This is a genomic window from Roseovarius sp., assembly GCF_040223625.1.
Classification (GTDB): domain Bacteria; phylum Pseudomonadota; class Alphaproteobacteria; order Rhodobacterales; family Rhodobacteraceae; genus Roseovarius.
The window spans coordinates 47,136-66,650 of record NZ_JAVKFX010000004.1; the positions used below are offsets into that span (position 1 = coordinate 47,136).

The 19,515-nt window shown below is 64.8% G+C and carries 19 protein-coding genes; 15 read left to right on the plus strand and 4 right to left on the minus strand.

Going from position 1 to position 19,515, the window contains the following annotated elements; genetic code table 11:
• Positions 1-89 precede the first annotated feature (89 nt).
• Positions 90-335 (plus strand): ribbon-helix-helix domain-containing protein, encoded by a 246-nt coding sequence (locus RLN94_RS01240; RefSeq protein ID WP_350129737.1) that lies wholly within the window; start codon positions 90-92, stop codon positions 333-335.
• Complete coding sequence (locus RLN94_RS01245) at positions 332-667, plus strand: type II toxin-antitoxin system RelE/ParE family toxin (RefSeq protein ID WP_350129733.1); 336 nt, start codon at positions 332-334, stop codon at positions 665-667. Before RLN94_RS01240 ends, RLN94_RS01245 begins: the two co-directional genes overlap by 4 nt.
• Before the next feature lie 52 nt (positions 668-719).
• Here the strand turns inward: RLN94_RS01245 and RLN94_RS01250 are convergent, their stop codons facing one another.
• Positions 720-1,904 carry a M24 family metallopeptidase gene (locus RLN94_RS01250; protein WP_350129730.1) on the minus strand — a complete coding sequence of 395 codons (1,185 nt, stop codon included), beginning with the start codon at positions 1,902-1,904 and terminating at the stop codon, positions 720-722.
• Positions 1,905-2,083: 179 nt separating this feature from the next.
• Here RLN94_RS01250 and eutB point away from each other — a divergent pair, with 179 nt between their 5' ends.
• From eutB to RLN94_RS01305, 11 genes are all read left to right on the plus strand, one after another.
• Positions 2,084-3,091, plus strand: a complete 1,008-nt coding sequence (gene eutB, locus RLN94_RS01255; RefSeq protein ID WP_350129727.1) for a hydroxyectoine utilization dehydratase EutB — start codon at positions 2,084-2,086, stop codon at positions 3,089-3,091.
• Positions 3,088-3,666 (plus strand): flavodoxin family protein, encoded by a 579-nt coding sequence (locus RLN94_RS01260; RefSeq protein WP_350129724.1) that lies wholly within the window; start codon positions 3,088-3,090, stop codon positions 3,664-3,666. Before eutB ends, RLN94_RS01260 begins: the two co-directional genes overlap by 4 nt.
• Complete coding sequence (locus RLN94_RS01265) at positions 3,656-4,648, plus strand: cyclodeaminase (RefSeq protein WP_350129721.1); 993 nt, start codon at positions 3,656-3,658, stop codon at positions 4,646-4,648. Before RLN94_RS01260 ends, RLN94_RS01265 begins: the two co-directional genes overlap by 11 nt.
• Positions 4,645-5,403, plus strand: a complete 759-nt coding sequence (locus RLN94_RS01270) for a nitrilase-related carbon-nitrogen hydrolase (protein WP_350129718.1) — start codon at positions 4,645-4,647, stop codon at positions 5,401-5,403. Before RLN94_RS01265 ends, RLN94_RS01270 begins: the two co-directional genes overlap by 4 nt.
• Positions 5,404-5,409: 6 nt before the next feature.
• Positions 5,410-5,901 carry an Lrp/AsnC family transcriptional regulator gene (locus RLN94_RS01275; protein WP_350129767.1) on the plus strand — a complete coding sequence of 164 codons (492 nt, stop codon included), beginning with the start codon at positions 5,410-5,412 and terminating at the stop codon, positions 5,899-5,901.
• Positions 5,902-6,025: 124 nt separating this feature from the next.
• Positions 6,026-7,501 (plus strand): NAD-dependent succinate-semialdehyde dehydrogenase, encoded by a 1,476-nt coding sequence (locus tag RLN94_RS01280; RefSeq protein ID WP_350129715.1) that lies wholly within the window; start codon positions 6,026-6,028, stop codon positions 7,499-7,501.
• 78 nt (positions 7,502-7,579) lie between these two features.
• Entirely contained in the window at positions 7,580-8,950 is a 1,371-nt protein-coding gene (locus RLN94_RS01285) for an aspartate aminotransferase family protein (RefSeq protein WP_350129712.1), read from the plus strand.
• 231 nt (positions 8,951-9,181) lie between these two features.
• Positions 9,182-10,285, plus strand: a complete 1,104-nt coding sequence (locus tag RLN94_RS01290) for an ABC transporter ATP-binding protein (RefSeq protein WP_350158529.1) — start codon at positions 9,182-9,184, stop codon at positions 10,283-10,285.
• A 112-nt stretch (positions 10,286-10,397) separates the two neighbouring features.
• On the plus strand, positions 10,398-11,513 hold the full coding sequence (locus tag RLN94_RS01295; RefSeq protein ID WP_350158528.1) for an extracellular solute-binding protein: 1,116 nt from the start codon (positions 10,398-10,400) through the stop codon (positions 11,511-11,513).
• A 94-nt stretch (positions 11,514-11,607) separates the two neighbouring features.
• Positions 11,608-13,350 carry an ABC transporter permease gene (locus tag RLN94_RS01300; RefSeq protein WP_502949388.1) on the plus strand — a complete coding sequence of 581 codons (1,743 nt, stop codon included), beginning with the start codon at positions 11,608-11,610 and terminating at the stop codon, positions 13,348-13,350.
• 6 nt (positions 13,351-13,356) lie between these two features.
• Entirely contained in the window at positions 13,357-14,547 is a 1,191-nt protein-coding gene (locus tag RLN94_RS01305) for an ABC transporter permease (RefSeq protein ID WP_350132671.1), read from the plus strand.
• A gap of 67 nt (positions 14,548-14,614) precedes the next feature.
• On the opposite strand, the gene RLN94_RS01310 is transcribed toward RLN94_RS01305, so the two are convergent.
• The 3 genes from RLN94_RS01310 to RLN94_RS01320 form a co-directional block, all read right to left on the minus strand.
• Positions 14,615-16,165 carry an alkaline phosphatase D family protein gene (locus RLN94_RS01310; protein ID WP_350132669.1) on the minus strand — a complete coding sequence of 517 codons (1,551 nt, stop codon included), beginning with the start codon at positions 16,163-16,165 and terminating at the stop codon, positions 14,615-14,617.
• A gap of 132 nt (positions 16,166-16,297) precedes the next feature.
• A complete protein-coding gene (locus tag RLN94_RS01315; protein WP_350132667.1) occupies positions 16,298-17,680 on the minus strand; it encodes a citrate lyase subunit alpha in 1,383 nt (460 codons plus the stop codon).
• A 3-nt stretch (positions 17,681-17,683) separates the two neighbouring features.
• Complete coding sequence (locus RLN94_RS01320; protein ID WP_350168417.1) at positions 17,684-18,550, minus strand: branched-chain amino acid aminotransferase; 867 nt, start codon at positions 18,548-18,550, stop codon at positions 17,684-17,686.
• A gap of 171 nt (positions 18,551-18,721) precedes the next feature.
• Between RLN94_RS01320 and RLN94_RS01325 the strand changes: the two genes are divergently transcribed.
• The gene (locus tag RLN94_RS01325) at positions 18,722-19,219 is read left to right on the plus strand and encodes a MarR family winged helix-turn-helix transcriptional regulator (RefSeq protein ID WP_350168419.1); all 498 of its coding nucleotides are present in this window, start codon (positions 18,722-18,724) and stop codon (positions 19,217-19,219) included.
• A partial coding sequence (locus RLN94_RS01330; RefSeq protein ID WP_350168421.1) for a response regulator occupies positions 19,216-19,515 on the plus strand: 300 nt, incomplete at its 3' end. The genes RLN94_RS01325 and RLN94_RS01330, both read left to right, overlap by 4 nt.

Consider the following 19,515-nt stretch of genomic DNA (forward strand, 5'->3'; position numbering starts at 1 on the left):
GGGGGGCGATTGGGGCCGACGGGGGCGGCGGGCCGGTTCTCGCCGCTGCCAGCCTTGACAAAATTTGCCATGCTGCGCATCTTTTCGACATGGCCACGATGAACATCTCCCTGCCTGACGACATGCGCTCTGCAGTGGACAAGCAGACCGAGGCGCGGGGTTACGGCACGTCGAGCGAGTATGTGCGTGATCTGATCCGTCGTGATCTTGATCGTCAGGCGCTGCGCGCCTTGCTCGATGAGGGTCGGCGAAGTGCGCAGGACGAGCCGATCACGGACAACACGATTCAAGCGCTCAGGGACAGGGCGGTCCGGGCGACGGGTCAAGCCGGGTGACGCAGGCCAACCGGCCGGTCGTGCCACGGCGGGCCGCCAGCAGGGATGTCGAAGAGGCTGTCGATTATCTTGTCCGCGAGGCGGGGTTGGCGGCGGCGCTTCGGTTCATCGATGCCTTCGAGGCCGCATGCGAGCATATATCGACCCACCCCGCGGCGGGATCGTCGCGGTTCGGATGGGAGCTGGACCGGCCCGGGTTGAGGGTGTGGCCGGTGAAGGGTTTCGGCTATCTCGCGTTCTACTGCGAGGACGGGGATTTCATTGATCTCTGGCGCGTGCTGCATGGCGCGCGGGATATTCCCGCCTCGTTGCGGGGCGATCTCGGCGAGTGAGGAAAAAGGCGGCCGGATGGCCGCCCTTTCCTGTGCGGGCCGCGCGGCCGGATCAGTCCTTGATGAACAGCTTGCGGGGCATGTCGCAGAGGGTTTCGGCCTCGCCCGTTTCGGTGATGAGGATGGTTTCGGTAGTTTCCAGCCCCCAGGTTTCCAGCCACAGCGCGGGCATGAAGTGGAAGGTCATGCCGGGTTCGAGCACGGTTTCATCCTCGGGGCGGATGGAGGCGGTGCGCTCGCCCCAGTCGGGCGGGTAGCTGAGGCCGATGGGATAGCCGCAGCGGCCTTCGCGGTGGATGCCGTGTTTCTGCAGCACCCCGATGAAGGCGTTGGCGATGTCGCAGGTGCGGTTGCCGGGGCGGGCGGCGGCGAGGCCGGCCTCGATGCCCTCGAGCTGGGCCTTTTCGGCGTTGAGCACCTCCTTGGGGGGCTTGCCGAGATAAACGGTGCGGCAGAGCGGGGCGTGGTAGCGGCGGTAGCAGCCGGAGAGTTCGAAGAAGGTCGCTTCGCCCTTGCGCATCTCGTCGCCGTTCCATGTCAGGTGGGCGGCGGTGGCGTCGAGGCCGGAGGGGGTGAGCGGCACGATGGCCGGGTAGTCGCCCCAGATGTCATCGACACCGGCGATGCCGGCGCGCATGATCTCGGCCACGAGGTCATTCTTGCGCAGGCCGGGCTCGGCCTTGTCGATGGCGGTCTGCACGACCTTCTCGGAGATTTTCGCGGCCTTGCGGATGAAGGCGATCTCCTCGTCCGACTTGATCAGGCGCTGCCAGTTCACGAGCGCGGTGGCGTCGACGAAGGTGGCGTCGGGCAGCATCTCGGTCAGGACCTCGTGCGCCTTGGCGGAATAGTAGTAGTTCTCCATCTCGACACCGATGCGGACGGAGCCGAGGCCCAGCGCGTAGATGCGGCCGGCGAGATCCTGCATCGCGTGGCGCTCGGTCGATTGCACGAAATGGTCGCCGTAGCCGAGAATCTGTTCCTCGGCCATCCAGCAGGTGCGGCGGGCGCCGAAGGAATCCATGCGCCGGCCCCACCAGATGGGATCACCCTCCATCGGGACCATCACGCCCTGGTGCACGTAGAAGGACCAGCCGTCATAGGCCGTCAGCCAGTTCTGGTTCGAGGGATCGGTGACGAAGAGCAGGTCGATGCCCGCCGCTTCCATCGCCGTGCGGGTCAGGTCGAGCCGCCGGTCGAATTCGGCCTGGGTGAAGGGAAGGTCTTTCTGAAGCATGGGTTATCCTGAATTATCGGTCGTTTCCGGGGTACCGTGGGGGGCAAAGCCCCGGCCTGCCCCAAGAAACCCGCCCTTCGGTGTCGTTTTTGAACCTCCAAGCGGCGGTAGAGTTGACGTAGGCAGGACCGGGGGCAAGAGTGCCCCGAAGTAGAGCCCGGAAGACGAGGGAGTGAACCATGACGCCGACACTGGCCGATATCCATGCCGCCGCGCAAGTCTTGCGGGGGGTGGCCGATGGTACGCCCCTGGTGCCGTCGCCCTTCATGACGGAGGCCGGGGGGCAGGAATTCCTGCTGAAGCTGGAGAACATGCAGCCGATTGGCGCCTTCAAGCTGCGGGGGGCGTTCAACGCGGTGGCGAACGTGATGGATGCGCCGGGGGTGACCTGTTGTTCGACGGGGAATCACGGGCGCGGGGTGGCGTTCGCGGCGCGGGAGAAGGGGATGCGGGCGGTGATCTGCATGTCGGAACTGGTGCCGCAGGCGAAGGTGGATGGCATCCGGGCGCTGGGCGCAGAGGTGCGGATTGCCGGGCGGAGCCAGGACGAGGCGCTGGCGGAGTCGCTGCGGCTGGTGAAGGAGGAAGGGCTGGTGGAAATCTCGCCCTTCGACGATGCGGCGGTGATTTGCGGACAGGGGACGATCGGGCTGGAGATGGTGGCGAAACGGCCTGATTTAGAGACGATTCTGGTGCCTTTGTCGGGCGGCGGTCTGGCCGCCGGGGTGGCGCTGGCGGCGAAGGCGATCAAGCCGCATATCCGGGTGGTGGGAATCACCATGGACCGGGGGGCGGCGATGTACGAGAGCATCAAGGCCGGGCGGCCGGTGGAGGTGGAGGAGGTTGCGTCGCTGGCCGATAGCCTTGGTGGCGGGATCGGGATGGAGAACAAGCTGTCCTTTCCGATGTGCCGCGATCTGCTGGATGACGTGGTGCTGGTGAGCGAGGAGGAGATCTATCACGCGATGCAGGTGCTGTATTACGAGGACCGGATCGTGGCGGAAGGGGCTTGCGTGGTCGGTTTGGCGGCGGTGCTGACCGGGAAAGTGACCCTGAACGGGCCGACGGCGACGATCGTGACGGGGCGGAACCTCGATATGGAGATGTTCACGCGAATCGTGACGGGGCAGGATGTGCAGCTTGGCGATGTGACGGTGACGGGCTGGCCCTATCGGAGGGCGGCATGACGCGGGTTGTCTGCCTGCTGGGGAGCCCGCGGCCGGGCGGGAACAGTGACCAATTGGCGTCGCGGTTCTGCGAGGTGGCAGCGCGGGAGGGGGCGGAGATCGTGACCCATGCGCTGCGCGGGTTGCAGTATTCGGGATACGTGGGTGATGGCAGCGCCGGGCTCGACGGGCCGGAGGATGACCTGACGCCGGTGCTGGAGGATGTGAAGGGCGCCGATGTGCTGGTGCTGGCGACGCCGATCTATTTCTGCAACATGACCGGGCAGATGAAGCTGGCGCTGGACCGGTTTTTCGGCCTGTTCAGACCCGATTACCTGACCAATCCGGAGCCGACGGAGTTCAAGCCGGGCATGGCGCTGGTGCTGGTGCAGGTGCAGGGCGAGGGGCCGGAATTTTATGGCGATCTGCTGGAGCAGTACGGGCCGGCGCTGAACCGGATGGGGTTCGCGCGGCGGGAGTTGATCCGGGCGTGCAACGTGCGGGCGGCGGGGGACGTGATGGACGATGCAGGCGTGTTGGAGCGGGCCGAAAGGCTGGCGGAAGAGTTGGTGCAGGGAGAGAGTGATGGCGAATGATATCCGGATCATGACGGAGGCGGAGCTGCGCGAGGTGGTGGCGCTGGACGTCGAGACGGTGGACGTGATCGAGGCGGCGTTTGCGGCGCTGGCGGGGGGCGAGGTGGTGATGCCGCCGATCCTGTCGATGGACTTGCCGGCGGCGAATGGCGAGGTGGATGTGAAGACCGCCTATATCCCCGGCTTCGAGGGGTTCGCGATCAAGGTGAGCCCGGGGTTCTTCGACAATCCGAAGCTGGGGCTGCCGTCGCTGAACGGGCTGATGATCCTGTTTTCGGCGCAGACGGGGCTGGTGAAGGCCCTGTTCCTGGACAATGGCTACCTGACGGATATCCGCACCGCCGCCGCGGGCGCGGTGGCGGCGAGGCATCTGGCGCCGGAGGTGGTGAAGACCGCCGGGGTGATCGGCACGGGGGTGCAGGCGAGGCTGCAGATGCAGGCGGCACACCTGGTGCGGCCGTTCGAGCGGGTGATCGTCTGGGGGCGCGATGAGCAGAAGGCCGCGGAATGTGCGAAGGACCTGAAGAATTCACTGGGGGTCGAGGCAGAAATCGTCTCTGATCCGGCGCAACTCGTGGCGGAAAGCCAGTTGGTGGTGACGACCACGCCGGCGCGGGAGCCGGTGCTGAAGGCCGAGTGGCTGCATCCGGGGCTGCATGTGACGGCGATGGGGTCGGACCAGGACGGGAAGAACGAGATCGAGGCGGCGGCGCTGGTGAAGGCGGACCTGTATGTGGCCGACCGGGGGAGCCAGACCGAGAAGGTGGGCGAGCTGCGCAGTGCGATCGCGGCGGGGCTTTGGACAGGAGGCACGCCGGTGGAACTGGGCGATGTGATCACGAAGAAGAGTGGCGGTCGTAGGTCTGCCAGCGATATTACGATTGCGGACCTGACCGGGACGGGCGCGCAGGATACGGCGATTGCCAGCCACGTGGCGGCGAAGCTGGCCGGTGGGGATTCCGGGACGGTGATACAGTCATGAAGCTGGGGGTGTATCAGTGCCGCGCGGGGGCGACGCAGGACGAGAAGCTGGCCGGGCTGGAGAAGCACATGGCGGGGCAGCATTGCAACCTCGTGCTGTGCCCGGAGCTGTTTGCCACGGGATATGACCAGAAGGCGGATTACGGGAAGCTGGCCGAGGCGCCGACCGGGCCGTTTGCCAAGCGGATGGCGGGGCTGGCGATCCTGCATGGTACTGCTTTGGCATGGGGTTATGCAGAAAAAGGGCAGGATAGTGTCTATAATTCCGCCGCGCTGATCGGGGCGGAGGGGCAGTTGATTGCCAATCACCGCAAGAGGCTGGCCTCGCCGCAGAGTTTCGAGGTGGAGGCGTTCGGGCTGGGCGAGGCGGTGACGTTTGCCGAGGTTGGCGGCGTAAGGGTGGCGATGATCATCTGTTACGAGGTGGAATTCCCCGAGAGCCTCAGGCAGGCGGCGCAGGGCGGGGCGCAGTTGGTGCTGGTGCCGACGGCGTTGGGCCGGGACTGGGGTATCGTGGCGGAAAAGGTGGTGCCGACGCGGGCCTTCGAGAACGGGATCTATATCGGCTACGCGGATCATGCGGGCGAGCTGCACGGGCTTGGGTTCTATGGCGGCGGGCGGATCGTGGCGCCGGATGGCGAGGTAAGTGCCGTGCCGGTGGGCGAGGAGGGGTTCGTGACCATCGATATCGACCTCGACAGGGTGGCGGCGGCGCAGGCGAGGCTGCCTTACCTTGCCGATTGTCGGAAGCTTTGAGGCATGGTGCGTCTGGACGACCGGGATCTCGCCATCCTGAAGGTGCTGTCGGTCAGGGGGCGGATCACCAAGGCGGAGCTGGCCGAGGAGGTTGGCTTGTCGGCGAGCCCGTGCTGGGAACGGCTGCGCAAGCTTGAGAAGGCGGGGGTGATCGAGGGGTATCGGGCCGAGATCAGCCTGAAGAAGCTGGGGCCCTATGTTCGGGTCTTCGTGGCGGCGGAACTGGCCGATCACACGGCGGCGGCGTTCCGGGTGTTCGAGGATTCGGTGCAGGGTTACGAGGAGATCGTGGGCTGCTGGGCGCTGGGCGGGGGGTTCGATTACCTGCTGGAGATCGTGACGCGGGATATCGACAGTTACCAGCGGCTGATCGATGCGATGCTGGATGCGCGCGTGGGGCTGGCGAAGTACTTTACCTACGTGGTGACGAAGCGGGTGAAGGGCGGGAAGGCGCCGCCTTTGGATATATTGTTGGGGGATGGGGGGGTGCCGGGCTGAAGCCCGGCCTACGGAATACAAGGAGAGGCCGCAGAAGAATCTTCTGCAAGCCCGGCATAGTTCAGTCTCACCTCCCTGGAGGAGCGGATCATACTCCGCCTTAACAAGGAGATGGAGTATGGCAATGCTGGACACGGCAATCACGGCGACGGCGGATATCGGCGACAAGGCCCTTGTTCGCAGCTTTTCCTATATTGGCGGCAAGTGGTGCGCGGCGGGCTCGGGCGAGACGCTGGCGGTGAACGACCCGGCGACGGGCGATTTCATCGGCGAGGTGGCGATGCTGTCGGCCGAGGAAAGCGCCGGGGCGGTCGACGCGGCGCAGGAGGCGTTCGAGAGCTGGTCGATGACCTTGCCGCAGGAGCGGTCGGCCATTCTGCGCCGGTGGTTCGACCTGATGATCAAGCACAAGGAAGACCTTGCGCGGATCATGGTGCTGGAACAGGGCAAGCCGCTGTCGGAAGCGCGGGGCGAGATCGATTATGCCGCCAGTTTCGTCGAGTATTACGCCGAGGAGGCCAAGCGGCCGAATATCGAGGGGGTGACGAGCCATCTTCCCGATGCCGAGGTCGAGCTTTGGCTGGAGCCGGTGGGGGTCGTGGCACTGATCACGCCGTGGAACTTCCCGTCGGCGATGCTGACCCGGAAGGCGGCGGCGGCGATTGCGGCCGGGTGTTCCGTGGTGGCGCATCCGAGCCACGAGACGCCGTTCTCGGCACTGGCGCTGGCGGAGTTGGCCGAGCGCGCGGGCGTGCCGGCGGGGGTGTTCAACGTGGTGACGGGGCGGGCCTCGACCGTGGTGCCGCCGTGGACGGCGGATGCGCGGGTGAGGGCGCTGTCTTTCACCGGGTCGACCGCCGTCGGGCAGCTGCTGTACCGCGATTCGGCGCAGACGGTGAAGAAGCTGGTGATGGAGCTTGGCGGGCATGCGCCGGTGATCGTGTTCAAGAATGCCGATCTGGACCGGGCTGTGGGCGAGGCGATCAAGGCCAAGTTCGCGACCTCGGGACAGGATTGCCTTGGCGCGAACCGGATCTTCGTGGAGCGGCCGGTTTACGAGGAGTTCTGCAAGCGGTTCGCGGAGGCGACGCAGGCGTTGAGCATCGGCCGTGGCATGGATGACCCGGATATCGGCCCGCTGATGAACGAGGGCGCGGTGGCCAAGCAGGAGGAGCACGTGGCGGATGCGCTGGAGAAGGGAGCGAAGCTTCTGTGCGGGGGCAAGCGGCATGAGTTGGGGCCGCTGTTCTACGAGCCCACGGTGCTGGCCGATGTGCCGGACGAGGCGCTGATCATGCGGGACGAGACCTTCGGGCCGGTGGCGCCGATCGCGCCCTTCGACACCGAGGCGGAGGTTGTCGCCAAGGCGAATGCCACGGAATACGGGCTGGTGGCCTATGTGCACAGCCACGATCCGCGGCGGATCTACCGGATGACCCGGGCGCTGCAATTCGGGATGGTGGCGGTGAACCGCACCAAGGTGACCGGCGCGCCGATCCCGTTCGGGGGCGTGAAGCAATCCGGCCTTGGCCGCGAGGGGGCCCGCCGCGGCATGGAAGAGTTCATGGAGATCAAGTACGTCTGCCGCGACTGGGCGTGATGGTTGCGGCCGTGGGATTTTGAGTATTTTTGGAACAATGAAAGCAAGGGTGAGATGCCCCCAAGGAAAGGAAAGAGTATGCTGAGGAACGATCAACTGGACCAGTGGGACCGCGAGAATTTCTTTCACCCTTCGACGCACCTGGCGCAGTTCGCGCGGGGCGAGGCGCCGAACCGGATCGTGAAGGGGGGCAGCGGCAGCCATATCGAGGATCGTGACGGCAACAAGCTGCTCGATGCGTTTGCCGGGCTTTACTGTGTGAACGTGGGTTACGGGCGTACGGAGATTGCCGATGCGATTGCCGAGCAGGCGCGCGAGCTGGCCTATTACCACGCTTATGTGGGGCACGGGACCGAGGCGAGCATCACGTTGTCGAAGATGATCCTCGACCGGGCGCCCAAGCATATGAGCAAGGTTTATTTCGGGCTGGGCGGCAGTGATGCGAACGAGACCAACGTCAAGCTGATCTGGTATTACAACAACATCCTCGGCCGGCCCGAGAAGAAGAAGATCATCAGCCGCTGGCGGGGGTATCACGGGTCTGGCCTGATCACCGGGTCGCTGACCGGGCTGGAGCTGTTCCACAAGAAGTTCGACCTGCCACTGGTGCAGATCAAGCATACCGAGGCGCCCTATTACTATCGCCGCGACAATCTCGACCAGAGCGAGGCGCAGTTCGTGCAGCATTGCGTGGACAAGCTGGAGGAGGTGATCGAGCGGGAGGGGGCCGACACGATTGCTGCCTTCATCGGCGAGCCGGTGCTGGGCACCGGGGGGATCGTGCCGCCGCCCGAGGGGTACTGGGAGGCGATCCAGAAGGTCCTGGACAAGCACGACATCCTGTTCGTGGCCGACGAGGTGGTCACCGGGTTCGGGCGGCTGGGCAGCATGATGGGGTCGGACCATTACGGGCTGAAGCCGGACCTGATCACCATCGCCAAGGGCTTGACCAGTGCCTATGCGCCGCTTTCGGGCAGCATCGTGGGCGAGAAGATGTGGAAGGTGCTGGAACAGGGGACCGACGAGTTCGGCGCGATCGGCCATGGCTGGACCTATTCGGCGCACCCGATCGGGGCGGCGGCCGGGGTGGCGAACCTCAAGCTGCTGGACGACCTGGACCTGATTTCCAACAACCGCGAGGTTGGCGGGTATCTCAAGAAGACCATGCAAGAGGCGCTGGGCGATCACCCGAACGTGGGCGAGGTGCGCGGCGAGGGGATGCTCTGCGCGGTGGAGTTCGTGAAGGACCGCGACAGCCGGACGTTCTTCGATGCCGGTGACAAGATCGGGCCGCAGGTGGCCAGTGCGCTGGCCGAGAGCGGGGTGATCGGGCGGGCGATGCCGCAGGGCGATATCCTTGGGTTTGCGCCGCCCTTCTGCCTGACGAAGGAGGAAGCCGACGAGGTGGTGACCAAGACGGTTGCCGCGACGCAGAAAGTGCTGGGCTGATTCCGGCGCCAAACCCGGGAAGATCACCGGAAAGGTGACACCGGAATGAAGCTTTGACCGGCGCAACGGCGGGAAAATCGACTTAAGTTTGATCAAAAACTGAACGATTGTCCTGCTGCCGGTCGAAGCGATAAAAAAGTTCGCTTGCCTGCTTGCACAGTGGCGGGTTTGTGGTTTTAGTTTGAATGACCGCGGGAGAACACGCGGCGTAACACTGATGGGGAGCCGTTTTTGACTGAATCGCAGAACAGCGATGCGTTCGTTGCGTTCGAACGCGTTCAAAAGAGTTATGACGGGGAAACGCTTGTCGTCAAAGACCTGAACCTGTCGATGCCGAAAGGCGAGTTCCTGACCATGCTTGGGCCGTCGGGGTCGGGCAAGACGACCTGCCTGATGATGCTGGCGGGGTTCGAGACGGCGACGCACGGGAAGATCCTGCTGAACGGCGTGTCGATCAACAACATCCCGCCGCACAAGCGCGGGATCGGCATGGTGTTCCAGAACTACGCCCTGTTCCCGCACATGACCGTGGCCGAGAACCTGAGCTTTCCGCTCGAGGTGCGCAAGCTGTCGAAGTCGGATCGCGAGGAGAAGGTGCGCCGCGCGCTCGACATGGTGCAGATGGGCGCCTTCGGCAACCGGCGCCCGGCGCAGTTGTCGGGCGGGCAGCAGCAGCGGGTCGCGCTGGCAAGGGCGCTGGTGTTCGAGCCGGAGCTGGTGCTGATGGACGAACCGCTGGGCGCGCTGGACAAGCAGCTGCGGGAGCACATGCAGTTCGAGATCACCAACCTGGCGCACGAGCTGGGGATCACCACGGTCTATGTGACCCACGACCAGACCGAGGCGCTGACGATGTCGGACCGGGTGGCGGTGTTCGACGACGGGCGGATTCAGCAGATCGCCGCGCCAGACGTGCTGTATGAAAGCCCCGAGAACAGTTTCGTGGCGCAGTTCATCGGCGAGAACAACACGCTTGAAGGCACGATCAAGGAGATCAAGGGCGATCTTGCGCTGGTCGAGCTGGACGATGGCGAGCTGATCGACGCGAAGCCCGTGAATGTCAGCCAGCCCGGCGAGCGGACCACCATCTCGATCCGGCCCGAGCGGGTCGAGGTCGACGTCAAGAAGCTGGGCGAGACGGCCCATACGCTGAAGGCGGAGGTGGCCGAGTTCATCTATATGGGCGACGTTTTCCGCACCCGGCTGAAGGTGGCGGGCAAGGACGATTTCATCATCAAGACCCGGAATTCCGCCGACCAGCGGCGGCTTCAGCCGGGCGAGCAGATCGAGATCGGCTGGCTGCCCGAGGATTGCCGCGCGCTGGATGCGGTCTAGAGTTTAGAGAGTTTCGTGCCCGCCAAGGGCGCGAATGACGTGAGGCTTCGGGATCTTCACCCGTAGAACGAAGCCCATAGAGCAAGAAACGGGAATGAAATGGGAGAATGACATGAAACTGACGACGACTCTCCTGGCTTCCACGGCGGTTGCCGTATCGACAGCCGGTGCGGCGATGGCCCAGGACATGGCGGACTCGATGACGCTCGTCTCTTGGGGCGGCGCCTATCAGAACAGCCAGGTCAAGGCATATGCGGAGCCCTACAAGGAAATGCATCCCGACCTCGACATCGTCTGGGACGAAAGCTCGAACGAGGCCGTGGCCAAGCTGCGCGCCATGGACGAGGCGGGCAACGTGACCTGGGACGTGGTCGACGTGGTTGCGGCCGACGCGCTGCGCCTGTGCGACGAGGGTCTGGCGATGGAGATCGACCCCGACGAGATGCTGGCGGAAGCGCCCGACGGCACCTCGGCCGAGGATGATTTCGGCGACATGCTTGTCGGCGACTGCTTCATCCCGCAGATCGTGTATTCGACGACCTTCGGCTATCGGACCGACATGGTGCCGGAAGGCGTCGAGCCGCCGAGCGACATCTGTGACGTGTTCGACCTGGAAACCTATCCGGGCAAGCGCGCGCTCGAGAAGCGGCCGATCAACAACATGGAATGGGCCCTTCTGTGCGACGGTGTCGCCAAGGACGAGGTCTATGACGTTCTGGCCACCGACGAAGGCCAGCAGCAGGCGCTCGACAAGCTGGCGACGATCAAGGACGACGTGATCTGGTGGTCGGCCGGTGCCGACACGCCGCAGCTTCTGGCGGATGGCGAAGTGTTCATGGGCTCGACCTATAACGGCCGTCTGTTCAGCGTGATCGAGGAGCAGGGCCAGCCCGTCGCCATGATGTGGGACGCGCAGGTCTTCGACCTTGACGGCTGGATCATCCCGGCGAACCTGCCGGAAGACCGGCTGGCGCGTGCGCTCGACTTCATCATGTTCGCCACGGACACGCAGCGTCTGGCGGATCAGGCCAAGTACATCTCGTACGGCCCGGCCCGTGAATCGTCGGCCCCGCTGGTTGGCCAGCATGCCGACCTGGGCATCGACATGGCGCCGCACATGCCGACCGATCCGGAGAACTCGAAGAACACCTTCCTCTACAACTACGAGTTCTGGGCTGACTATCGCGACGATATCGACGCGAAGTTCCAGTCGTGGCTGGCCGGCTGATCGGCCTGCATAGCTGAACCAAACGGGGAGGGCCCGGTGCGCCGGGCCCTCGCTGCAAAGACAGAGACAACCCAACAGGGTGACGGGGACCAGCATGAGCGACGGCACAACCGATCCGAAGACGGTCGATGCTCCGAAGGCGGATGATCCGCGCGACCAGGCCAAGGCCGCGGACAATGTCGACAAGGACGGGCGCATGCTCGCCGCGGACGGGACGCCGCTGAAGCGCAGCCTTGCCCGGGCGCTCAGGGTTCAGAAGATGCGGGCGCTGATGCTGATCGCGCCGTTGCTGATCTTTGTGCTTGTTACCTTCATCGCACCGATCGTCGACATGCTGTTCCGGTCGGTGGAAAACCAGATCGTATCCAATACCCTGCCGCGTACGGTGGCCAGCCTTTCTGACTGGGACGCCTCGCAGGAAGGGGCGCCGGGCGAAGAGGTTTTCGAGAGTTTCTACTATGACCTGTTCATTGCCGCGGAGGCCAAGGAGCACACGAGGCTCGGCTCGCGGCTGAACTACGAACAGACGGGGCTGTCCTCGCTGTTCCGGGGCAGCGGGCGGAGCGTCGACGATGTCGGCGAGGACCAGATCGACGCGCTGGAAGACCTCAACGAGGCCTGGGAAGACGAGGCGTTCTGGTACACGCTGATGACCGGCGGCGAGAATTCGGCCCCGACTGCCGAGCCGCTGGATATGCAGAGGCAATTGCTGGAGACCCTGACGGGTGACAATTTCAGCGGCGATGTCGGGTTCCTGCCCGGTTCTGCGATCACCCGAATCCTGCCGCGGACGGTCAACCAGTATTCCGCATTTGCGCTGTTCACGGTCTTCGCCGACGAGGATGTCGTTGCCGAGGAGGAGCCGTGGGAATCGGTCAAGGTCGCCCTGATCCAGGAGTTGCAGACGGGCGCGGACCTGTCGGAGTATGCCGGCCCCGGCGCCGAGGAGCTGCGCGCGGCGCAGGAGATGCTGGCGGACCAGCCGCAGATCGCCTTCAAGGATGCGTTCATCGAGATGGACGAGGACTGGGGCGAGAACGCCAACTGGCGCACGATCCAGACCTACAGCCCGGAGCTGACCAGCGGCTACTTCCTCAATGCCGTCGACATGCAGAAGGGGATCGACGGGCCCGAGGCGCGGCCGGAGAACCAGCAGATCTACATCATGCTGTTCAAGCGGACGCTGTTCATGTCGCTGGTGATCTGCGGGTCGTGCATCCTGTTGGGCTATCCGGTGGCGTACCTGCTGTCGAACCTGCCGATGCGCACGGCGAACCTGTTGATGATTCTCGTGCTGCTGCCGTTCTGGACCTCGCTTCTGGTGCGGACGAGCGCGTGGAAGGTGATGCTGCAACAGCAGGGGGTGATCAACGACGTGCTGGTCTGGCTGGGGCTGGTGGATGATTTCGGCCGGCTGGTGATGATCAACAACCAGTTCGGCACGATTGTGGCGATGACGCATATCCTGCTGCCGTTCATGATATTGCCGATGTATTCGGTGATGTCGACGATCCCGCCCTCCTATGTGCGGGCCGCCCGGTCGCTGGGCGCGACGCAGTGGACGGCGTTCTGGCGGGTCTATTTCCCGCAGTCGGTGCCGGGGATCGGCGCGGGGTCGATCCTCGTGTTCATCCTGGCGATCGGGTATTACATCACGCCCGAGATCGTCGGCGGCACGACCGGCACGTTCATTTCCAACCGGATCGCCTATCACATTTCGTCCTCGCTCAACTGGGGCCTTGCGGCCGCGCTGGGGACGATCCTGCTGGCGGCGGTTCTGATCCTTTACTGGGCCTATGACAGGATCGTGGGCATCGACAACGTGAAGCTGGGGTAGGCGCAGATGGCCACGTACACACTCAAGTATGTCGAGAAGAAGCCGCTGAGCTTTTCGGTGCCCGTGGTGGCTGCCGCGGGGGCGTTTGCCGGGATCTTCGTTGGCGCCGCGCAGGGCTCGATCTGGCAGGGAATCCTTGCCGGGGCGGTGCTTCTGGCGATCCTGACCTACCTGGCGCAGGGCCTCCTGCCGGAGAGCATGGAAAAGCCGTTCCGCTGGGCCATGGTGGCGCTGTTCGCCGCCGGGGGCTATGTTTTCGGCGAGATACCGGGGATCGTCGTGGGGGCGATCTTCGGGGTGTTCTACGGCTGGTTCATCTACTGGATCGGGCAGGGGCGGTACCGGGCGAACCTGTTGCCCTACCTGACACCGGGGCAGGTGCTGGGGCATTTCGCGTTCCGGGTGATCTGCGGGATGATCTTCTTCTTCCTGATCACGCCGATCGTGGTGGTGATGCCGCTGAGCTTCAACGCCGAGGATTTCTTTACTTTCACGCCGGAGATGCTGTCCTTCGATCCGGAGGGATATTCGCTGAAGCACTACCGCGATTTCTTCAACTCGCCGGACTGGCAGCAGGCGCTGTGGAACTCGGTCTCGATTGCGCCGGTGGCGACGCTGCTGTCGGTAAGCTTCGGGACGCTGGCGGCGATCGGGCTGAGCTCGGAGCATGTGCCGTTCCGGCGGCCGATCATGGCGATCCTGATTTCGCCGATGATCGTGCCGCTGATCATCTCGGCGGCGGGGATGTATTTCTTCTACTCGCGGCTCGGGCTTCAGGGCACGTATTGGGGCGTGGTGCTGGCCCATGCCGCGCTGGGCATTCCCTTCGTCATCATCACGGTGACGGCGACGCTGGTGGGCTTCGACCGGTCGCTGACAAGGGCGGCGGCGAATATGGGAGCCGACCCGGTGACGACGTTCTTCCGGGTGCAGATGCCGCTGATCCTTCCGGGGGTGATTTCCGGGGGGCTGTTTGCCTTCATCACCTCGTTCGACGAGGTGGTGGTGGTGCTGTTCGTCGGCTCGGCCGGGCAGAAGACGCTGCCGTGGCAGATGTTCACCGGTCTTCGGGAGCAGATTTCACCCACCATTCTGGCGGTTGCCACGATCCTGGTTTCGATCTCGATCGTGCTGCTGACGACGGTGGAGTTGCTGCGCCGCCGGTCGGAGCGGATGCGGGGGCTTTCGCCGGGGTGATTGGCCCGGGTGTGACAAAGGAAAGGGCGGCGCGATGCGCCGCCCTTTTTCGTTCTGGGGTGCCTGTTCAGATCGCCATGCCTTCCGGGTCGAGCGTGATGCTCCACAGCTCGGTATCGGCGCGGTCCATCAGGCGGACGGTCATCTGTTGGGTGGCGCCGTCGATATCGACCAGGCCGAAGAATTGCAGGCCGGCCGAGGGGGGCAGGTTGGCGCCCTGTTCCTCGGTCGGGGCCTTCACGTATTTCACTTCGGGGCCAAAGGTCATGTCGAGGTCGTTCGGGCCGAAGGTGCCGGCGTGGAGCGGGCCGGAGACGAATTCCCAGAAGGGGGCAAAATCTTGGAACTGGGCCTTGTCGGGGTTGTAGTAATGGGCCGCCGTGTAGTGGACGTCGGCGGTGAACCAGACGGTGTTGGTGATGTTGGCCGTCTTGATGAAGCGCAGAAGCTCGGCGATTTCGAGCTCGCGGCCATTGGCTGCGCCGTTGTCGCCGTTGGCCACGGCTTCCTCGCCGCCGCCGACGACAAGGCCGATGGGCATGTCGGAGGCGATGACCTTCCATGTGGCCGAGGATTGCGTCAGCTCGCGCTTGAGCCAGGCCATCTGCTGGGCGCCGAGGATGCGGCTTTCGTCGGTCAGCTCGTCCTGCATGTTCTCGGAGTTGGGGCCGCGATAGGAGCGCAGGTCGAGGAAGAAGACCTCGAGCATGGGCCCGTAAGAGATCTTGCGGTAGACGCGGCCCGGCTCTGCCGGGGTGTAGCGGATCGGCGTCATCTCGTGGAAGGCGCGGGCGGCGCGGGCGGCCAGCACGTGAATGGATTTCTCGGAATAGCGGTCATCCTCCATCAGCGAGCGGGAGGAGGACCAGTTGTTCACGACCTCGTGGTCGTCCCACTGGAAGAAGGTCGGCGCGACGGCGTTGAGGGCCAGAACGTGCTCGTCCATCATGTTGTATTTCCACTGGGCGCGGTACTCGTCGAGGGTTTCGGCCACCTTGCGCTTTTCGTCGATGAGGGTGGTGTTCTTCCAGATGACCTGGCCATCCTGCTCGACCTCGTCGGTCATCGGGCCATCGGCATAGATGGTGTCGCCCGAGTGCAGGAAGAAATCGGGGGTGTGCCGGGCCATGGTGGCGTAGGTGGCCATGCCGTCATCGTCGATGCCCCAGCCCTGGCCGGCGGTGTCGCCCGACCATGCGAAACGCAAGTCGCGGCGCCCGGCGGGGGCGGTGCGGAAGCGGCCGGTGACCGGTTCGCTGGTGCCGTTGATGTCGGAGAGGTCATGGGCGGTGAAGCGGTAGAAGATGTCCTGATCCGAGGGCAGGCCGTCGATCAGGCGTTTCACGGCGAAGTCGCTTTCCGGCAGGGCGTCGAGCGGGGGGAGCTTCATGGCGTTGTCGAAGCTTTCGGTGGTCGAGACCTCCATCATGACCTTGGCGGGGCGGTCGGTGCGCGTCCAGATCATGCCGGAGGACTTGTCGACATCGCCCGACTGCACGCCGTGGGTGAAGGCCGGGCGCGACGAGGCGCGGCTGAGGGCGGGCATGGCGAGCGTGGCGGCGAACGCGGTGCCGGAGGCCAGAACGGCGCGGCGGGTGGGACGGATCAGCTTGGTCATGTGGGTCTCCTTCGCGGTTTCCTGAAAGTTCGGTGTGCCGCGGACATGACCGATGTTTCATGACCGGATGCCAAAAGCTGTTTGAAGAATTGACGAAGCTATTGTGACGGGTGAAGGGCGGCGCGTTACCGGTCAGGGCGCGCGGATCTCGTCGATGATCTGGCCTTGTGGGTTTTCGCAGAGGGCGACGAGCTTGCCTTGGCCACGGGCGTTCCCGGGTGGAACAGTGCCTGTTTCCGCGTCGCGGCGCAGGTCGTCGAGCGTGGTGACGGGCAGGCCGGCGCGGCGAGCGCGGTCGGCCAGTTCCGGTTGCGAGGGGTGGATGGCGATGCCGGCCTCGGTGACGACGGCGCCGATGGTTGCGCCGGGGCTGGTGAGGCAGGTGAGGTTGCGCACCAGCTTGGGGAAGCCGCCCGCCGCAAGCTGGGTGGTGACGATGGGCAGGGTGGCGCCCGCCGCGGTGTCGGCATGGCCGCCGGAGCCGCCGATGATCCGACCGTCGCTGGCGCAGGTGACGTTGACGTTGAAATCCATGTCGATCTCGGCCGCGCCGAGGATCATGACGTCGAGCTGCCGTGCGATGCTGTCGGGGCGGTCGGGGCTAGCATAGGTTTCGGCGGACATCGGCAGGTGGTCGGCGTCTTCGGCATAGGAGCGGACGGCGGGCAGGTCGAAGGCCTGCACGTCACGAAGGGTGTGGAACAGCCCGGCGCGGAACATCTCGACCAGCGCGCCGGTGATGCCGCCCGCGGCGAAGGCGCCGGTAATGGCCCTCTCGCGCATGATGGGGGCGAGGGCATGGGCCACGGCGAGGGAGGTGGCGCCGGCGCCGGTCTGGAAGCGGAAGCCGTCTTGCAGGAGGCCGGAGCAGGCGATCAGTTGCGCGGTGAGGTTGGCGATGGCCTGCCCCTTGGGCGAGGGGGCGCGGCCGGTGGTGCCGGAGGCGATTTGCGAGGCGTCGCCGATATGGTCGGTCTCGATGACGGTGTCGACCTGTTCGGCGGGGATGCAGATGCGGGGCAGGTCGGTGGTGACATGATCGGTGAGGGCGATGACGTGCCGGGCATGGGCCGCGTCGACCATCGGGTAGCCCAGCGGGCCGCAGGCGGCGGGGCCGGTGGCGCCGGTGAGGTTGCCCGCGCCGTCAACGGCAGGGGCGGCAATGAAGGCGGCGTCGATGGGGAGACGCCCGGAGGCGATGGCCGCCGCCCGTCCGCCGTGGGTTTGTAGGATTGCGGGATGGGGCAGAAGGCCGGCGCGGACCGCGTCGGCCAGCGGGCCGGTCATGTAGGAGGTGGTGATGCGGGTGACGGTGCCGTTTTCGAGAAACGGGATCAGCGCGGCATGGCAGGGAAAGAGGGAGGAGGGCGCGATGTGCAGGTCGCGCAGGCCGGCGGCAGAACAAGCGGCGAGCACCTGCCGCATGACATCGTCGCCGTTGCGCAGGTGGTGGTGGAAGGACAGCGTGGCGCCGTCCTTCACCCTGGCTTTTTCAAGGGCCTCGCGGAGATGCAAGGCTTACGTACGAACGAGTTGCTCGTAGCCCTCGGCGATGTCGCGGGTGAGGGAGCCCACCTCGAAATTGTAGTCGCCGATCTGTCCTACGGGGGTGACCTCGGCCGCCGTGCCGGTGAGCCAGCATTGCTGGAAGCTTTCCAGCTCTTCCGGCATGATGTGGCGCTCGTGGACCTTGACCTGACGGTCCTCGAGCATGCCGATCACCGTCTGGCGGGTGAGGCCGTTGAGGAAGCAGTCGGGCTTGGGCGTGTGCACCTCGCCGTCCTTGACGAAGAAGATGTTGGCGCCCGTCGCCTCGGCCACGTAGCCGCGATAGTCGAACATCATGGCGTCGGAGCAGCCTTTCGCTTCGGCCGCGTGTTTCGACAGGGTGCAGATCATGTAGAGGCCGGCCGCCTTGGCGTGGCTGGGGATGGTCTCGGGGCTGGGCCGCTTCCACTTGGAGACGTCGAGCTTGGCGCCCTTCATCTTGGCATCGCCATCGTAGTTGCCCCAGGACCACACGGCCACGGCCATGCGCACCGGGTTGCGGGCCGATGCCACCCCCATATCCTCGCCCGCGCCGCGCCAGGCAAAGGCGCGCACATAGGCGTCGGTCAAACCGTTGGCTTTCAGCGTCGCCTCTTTCGCGGCCTCGATCTCATCCACCGTGTAGGGGATTTCGAAATCGATCAGGCGCCCCGATTGCAGCAGGCGTTCGGAGTGTTCGCGGCTCTTGAAGATCTTGCCGCCGTAGCACCGCTCGCCCTCGAACACCGAGCTGGCGTAATGCAGTGCATGGCTAAGCTCATGCACCTGCGCGTCACGCCATTCTACCAGTTGACCATCCAGCCAGATCTTGCCGTCCCGATCATCATAGCCTGCCATTAGTCGTCTCCCGCGCATGTGCTTTGCATTTATTGCGTTTTATTCGTCCGGTTAGGTCATATAGTTACGCAAAAACTGCGATTCGCTACCAGTTGCTTGTTGGAATGTCAACAAGGCTGACGTAAGCTGCCCGGCAAACAGGCAGATGGCGAACCGGCAGAAGGGGGGCAAATGGCAGACCCGACCAGTGGCGAAAACCTGCTTTACCTGACGGACGAACAGTTGCGGCAGGGTATCGAGGCGATGTTCTTTGCCTATCGCGGCTTTACCGCCGATCCCGACCGGATACTGTCCGACCTGGCCTATGGCAGGGCACATCACCGGGCGGTGCATTTCATCAACCGCGCGCCCGGCACTACGGTCAACAACCTGCTTGCCATTCTGGGTGTCACCAAGCAATCGCTGAACCGTGTCTTGCGCAGCCTGATCGAGGATGGCCTTGTGCAAAGCAGGGTCGGCAGTTCCGACAAGCGCGAGCGTCACCTTTATCTGACCGATGCGGGCCGCGCGCTGGAGCAGCGACTGTCAGACGCGCAGCGCGCCCGGATGCGCACGGCCTATCGCGCGGCGGGCCCGCAGGCGGTGGCGGGATTCCGGCAGGTGCTTGAGGCGATGATGGATGCGGATATGCGCCGACGGTATCTGGCGCTCAAGGAGAGTGGTTCATGAGTGATATCGACGTTCATCTGTTGATCGTTGACGATGACGAGCGCATCCGAAGCTTGCTGGCGCGGTTCCTGATCAAGCAGGGGTTCTTGATATCCACCGCGCGCGATGCGGCCCATGCGCGGCGGTTGCTGTCCGGGCTGGCGTTCGACCTGATCGTGATGGACGTGATGATGCCCGGCGAGGATGGCGTGGCCCTGACCCGTGCAATCCGTGAAACCGAGGTGACGCCGATCCTGCTGCTGACCGCCAAGGGCGAGACGAAAGACAGGATCGCAGGGCTGGAGGCCGGTGCGGAC

What these genes read in the sequence shown, in the direction of transcription:
- RLN94_RS01270 (WP_350129718.1), top strand. Translation starts at nt 4,645, where the DNA reads ATGAAGCTGGGGGTGTATCAGTGCCGCGCGGGGGCGACGCAGGACGAG.
- RLN94_RS01305 (WP_350132671.1), top strand. Translation starts at nt 13,357, where the DNA reads ATGGCCACGTACACACTCAAGTATGTCGAGAAGAAGCCGCTGAGCTTT.
- RLN94_RS01285 (WP_350129712.1), top strand. Translation starts at nt 7,580, where the DNA reads ATGCTGAGGAACGATCAACTGGACCAGTGGGACCGCGAGAATTTCTTT.
- RLN94_RS01295 (WP_350158528.1), top strand. Translation starts at nt 10,398, where the DNA reads ATGAAACTGACGACGACTCTCCTGGCTTCCACGGCGGTTGCCGTATCG.
- RLN94_RS01260 (WP_350129724.1), top strand. Translation starts at nt 3,088, where the DNA reads ATGACGCGGGTTGTCTGCCTGCTGGGGAGCCCGCGGCCGGGCGGGAAC.
- RLN94_RS01320 (WP_350168417.1), bottom strand. Translation starts at nt 18,550, where the DNA reads ATGGCAGGCTATGATGATCGGGACGGCAAGATCTGGCTGGATGGTCAA.
- RLN94_RS01325 (WP_350168419.1), top strand. Translation starts at nt 18,722, where the DNA reads ATGGCAGACCCGACCAGTGGCGAAAACCTGCTTTACCTGACGGACGAA.
- RLN94_RS01240 (WP_350129737.1), top strand. Translation starts at nt 90, where the DNA reads ATGGCCACGATGAACATCTCCCTGCCTGACGACATGCGCTCTGCAGTG.
- eutB (WP_350129727.1), top strand. Translation starts at nt 2,084, where the DNA reads ATGACGCCGACACTGGCCGATATCCATGCCGCCGCGCAAGTCTTGCGG.
- RLN94_RS01300 (WP_502949388.1), top strand. Translation starts at nt 11,608, where the DNA reads ATGAGCGACGGCACAACCGATCCGAAGACGGTCGATGCTCCGAAGGCG.
- RLN94_RS01250 (WP_350129730.1), bottom strand. Translation starts at nt 1,904, where the DNA reads ATGCTTCAGAAAGACCTTCCCTTCACCCAGGCCGAATTCGACCGGCGG.
- RLN94_RS01280 (WP_350129715.1), top strand. Translation starts at nt 6,026, where the DNA reads ATGCTGGACACGGCAATCACGGCGACGGCGGATATCGGCGACAAGGCC.
- RLN94_RS01265 (WP_350129721.1), top strand. Translation starts at nt 3,656, where the DNA reads ATGGCGAATGATATCCGGATCATGACGGAGGCGGAGCTGCGCGAGGTG.
- RLN94_RS01310 (WP_350132669.1), bottom strand. Translation starts at nt 16,165, where the DNA reads ATGACCAAGCTGATCCGTCCCACCCGCCGCGCCGTTCTGGCCTCCGGC.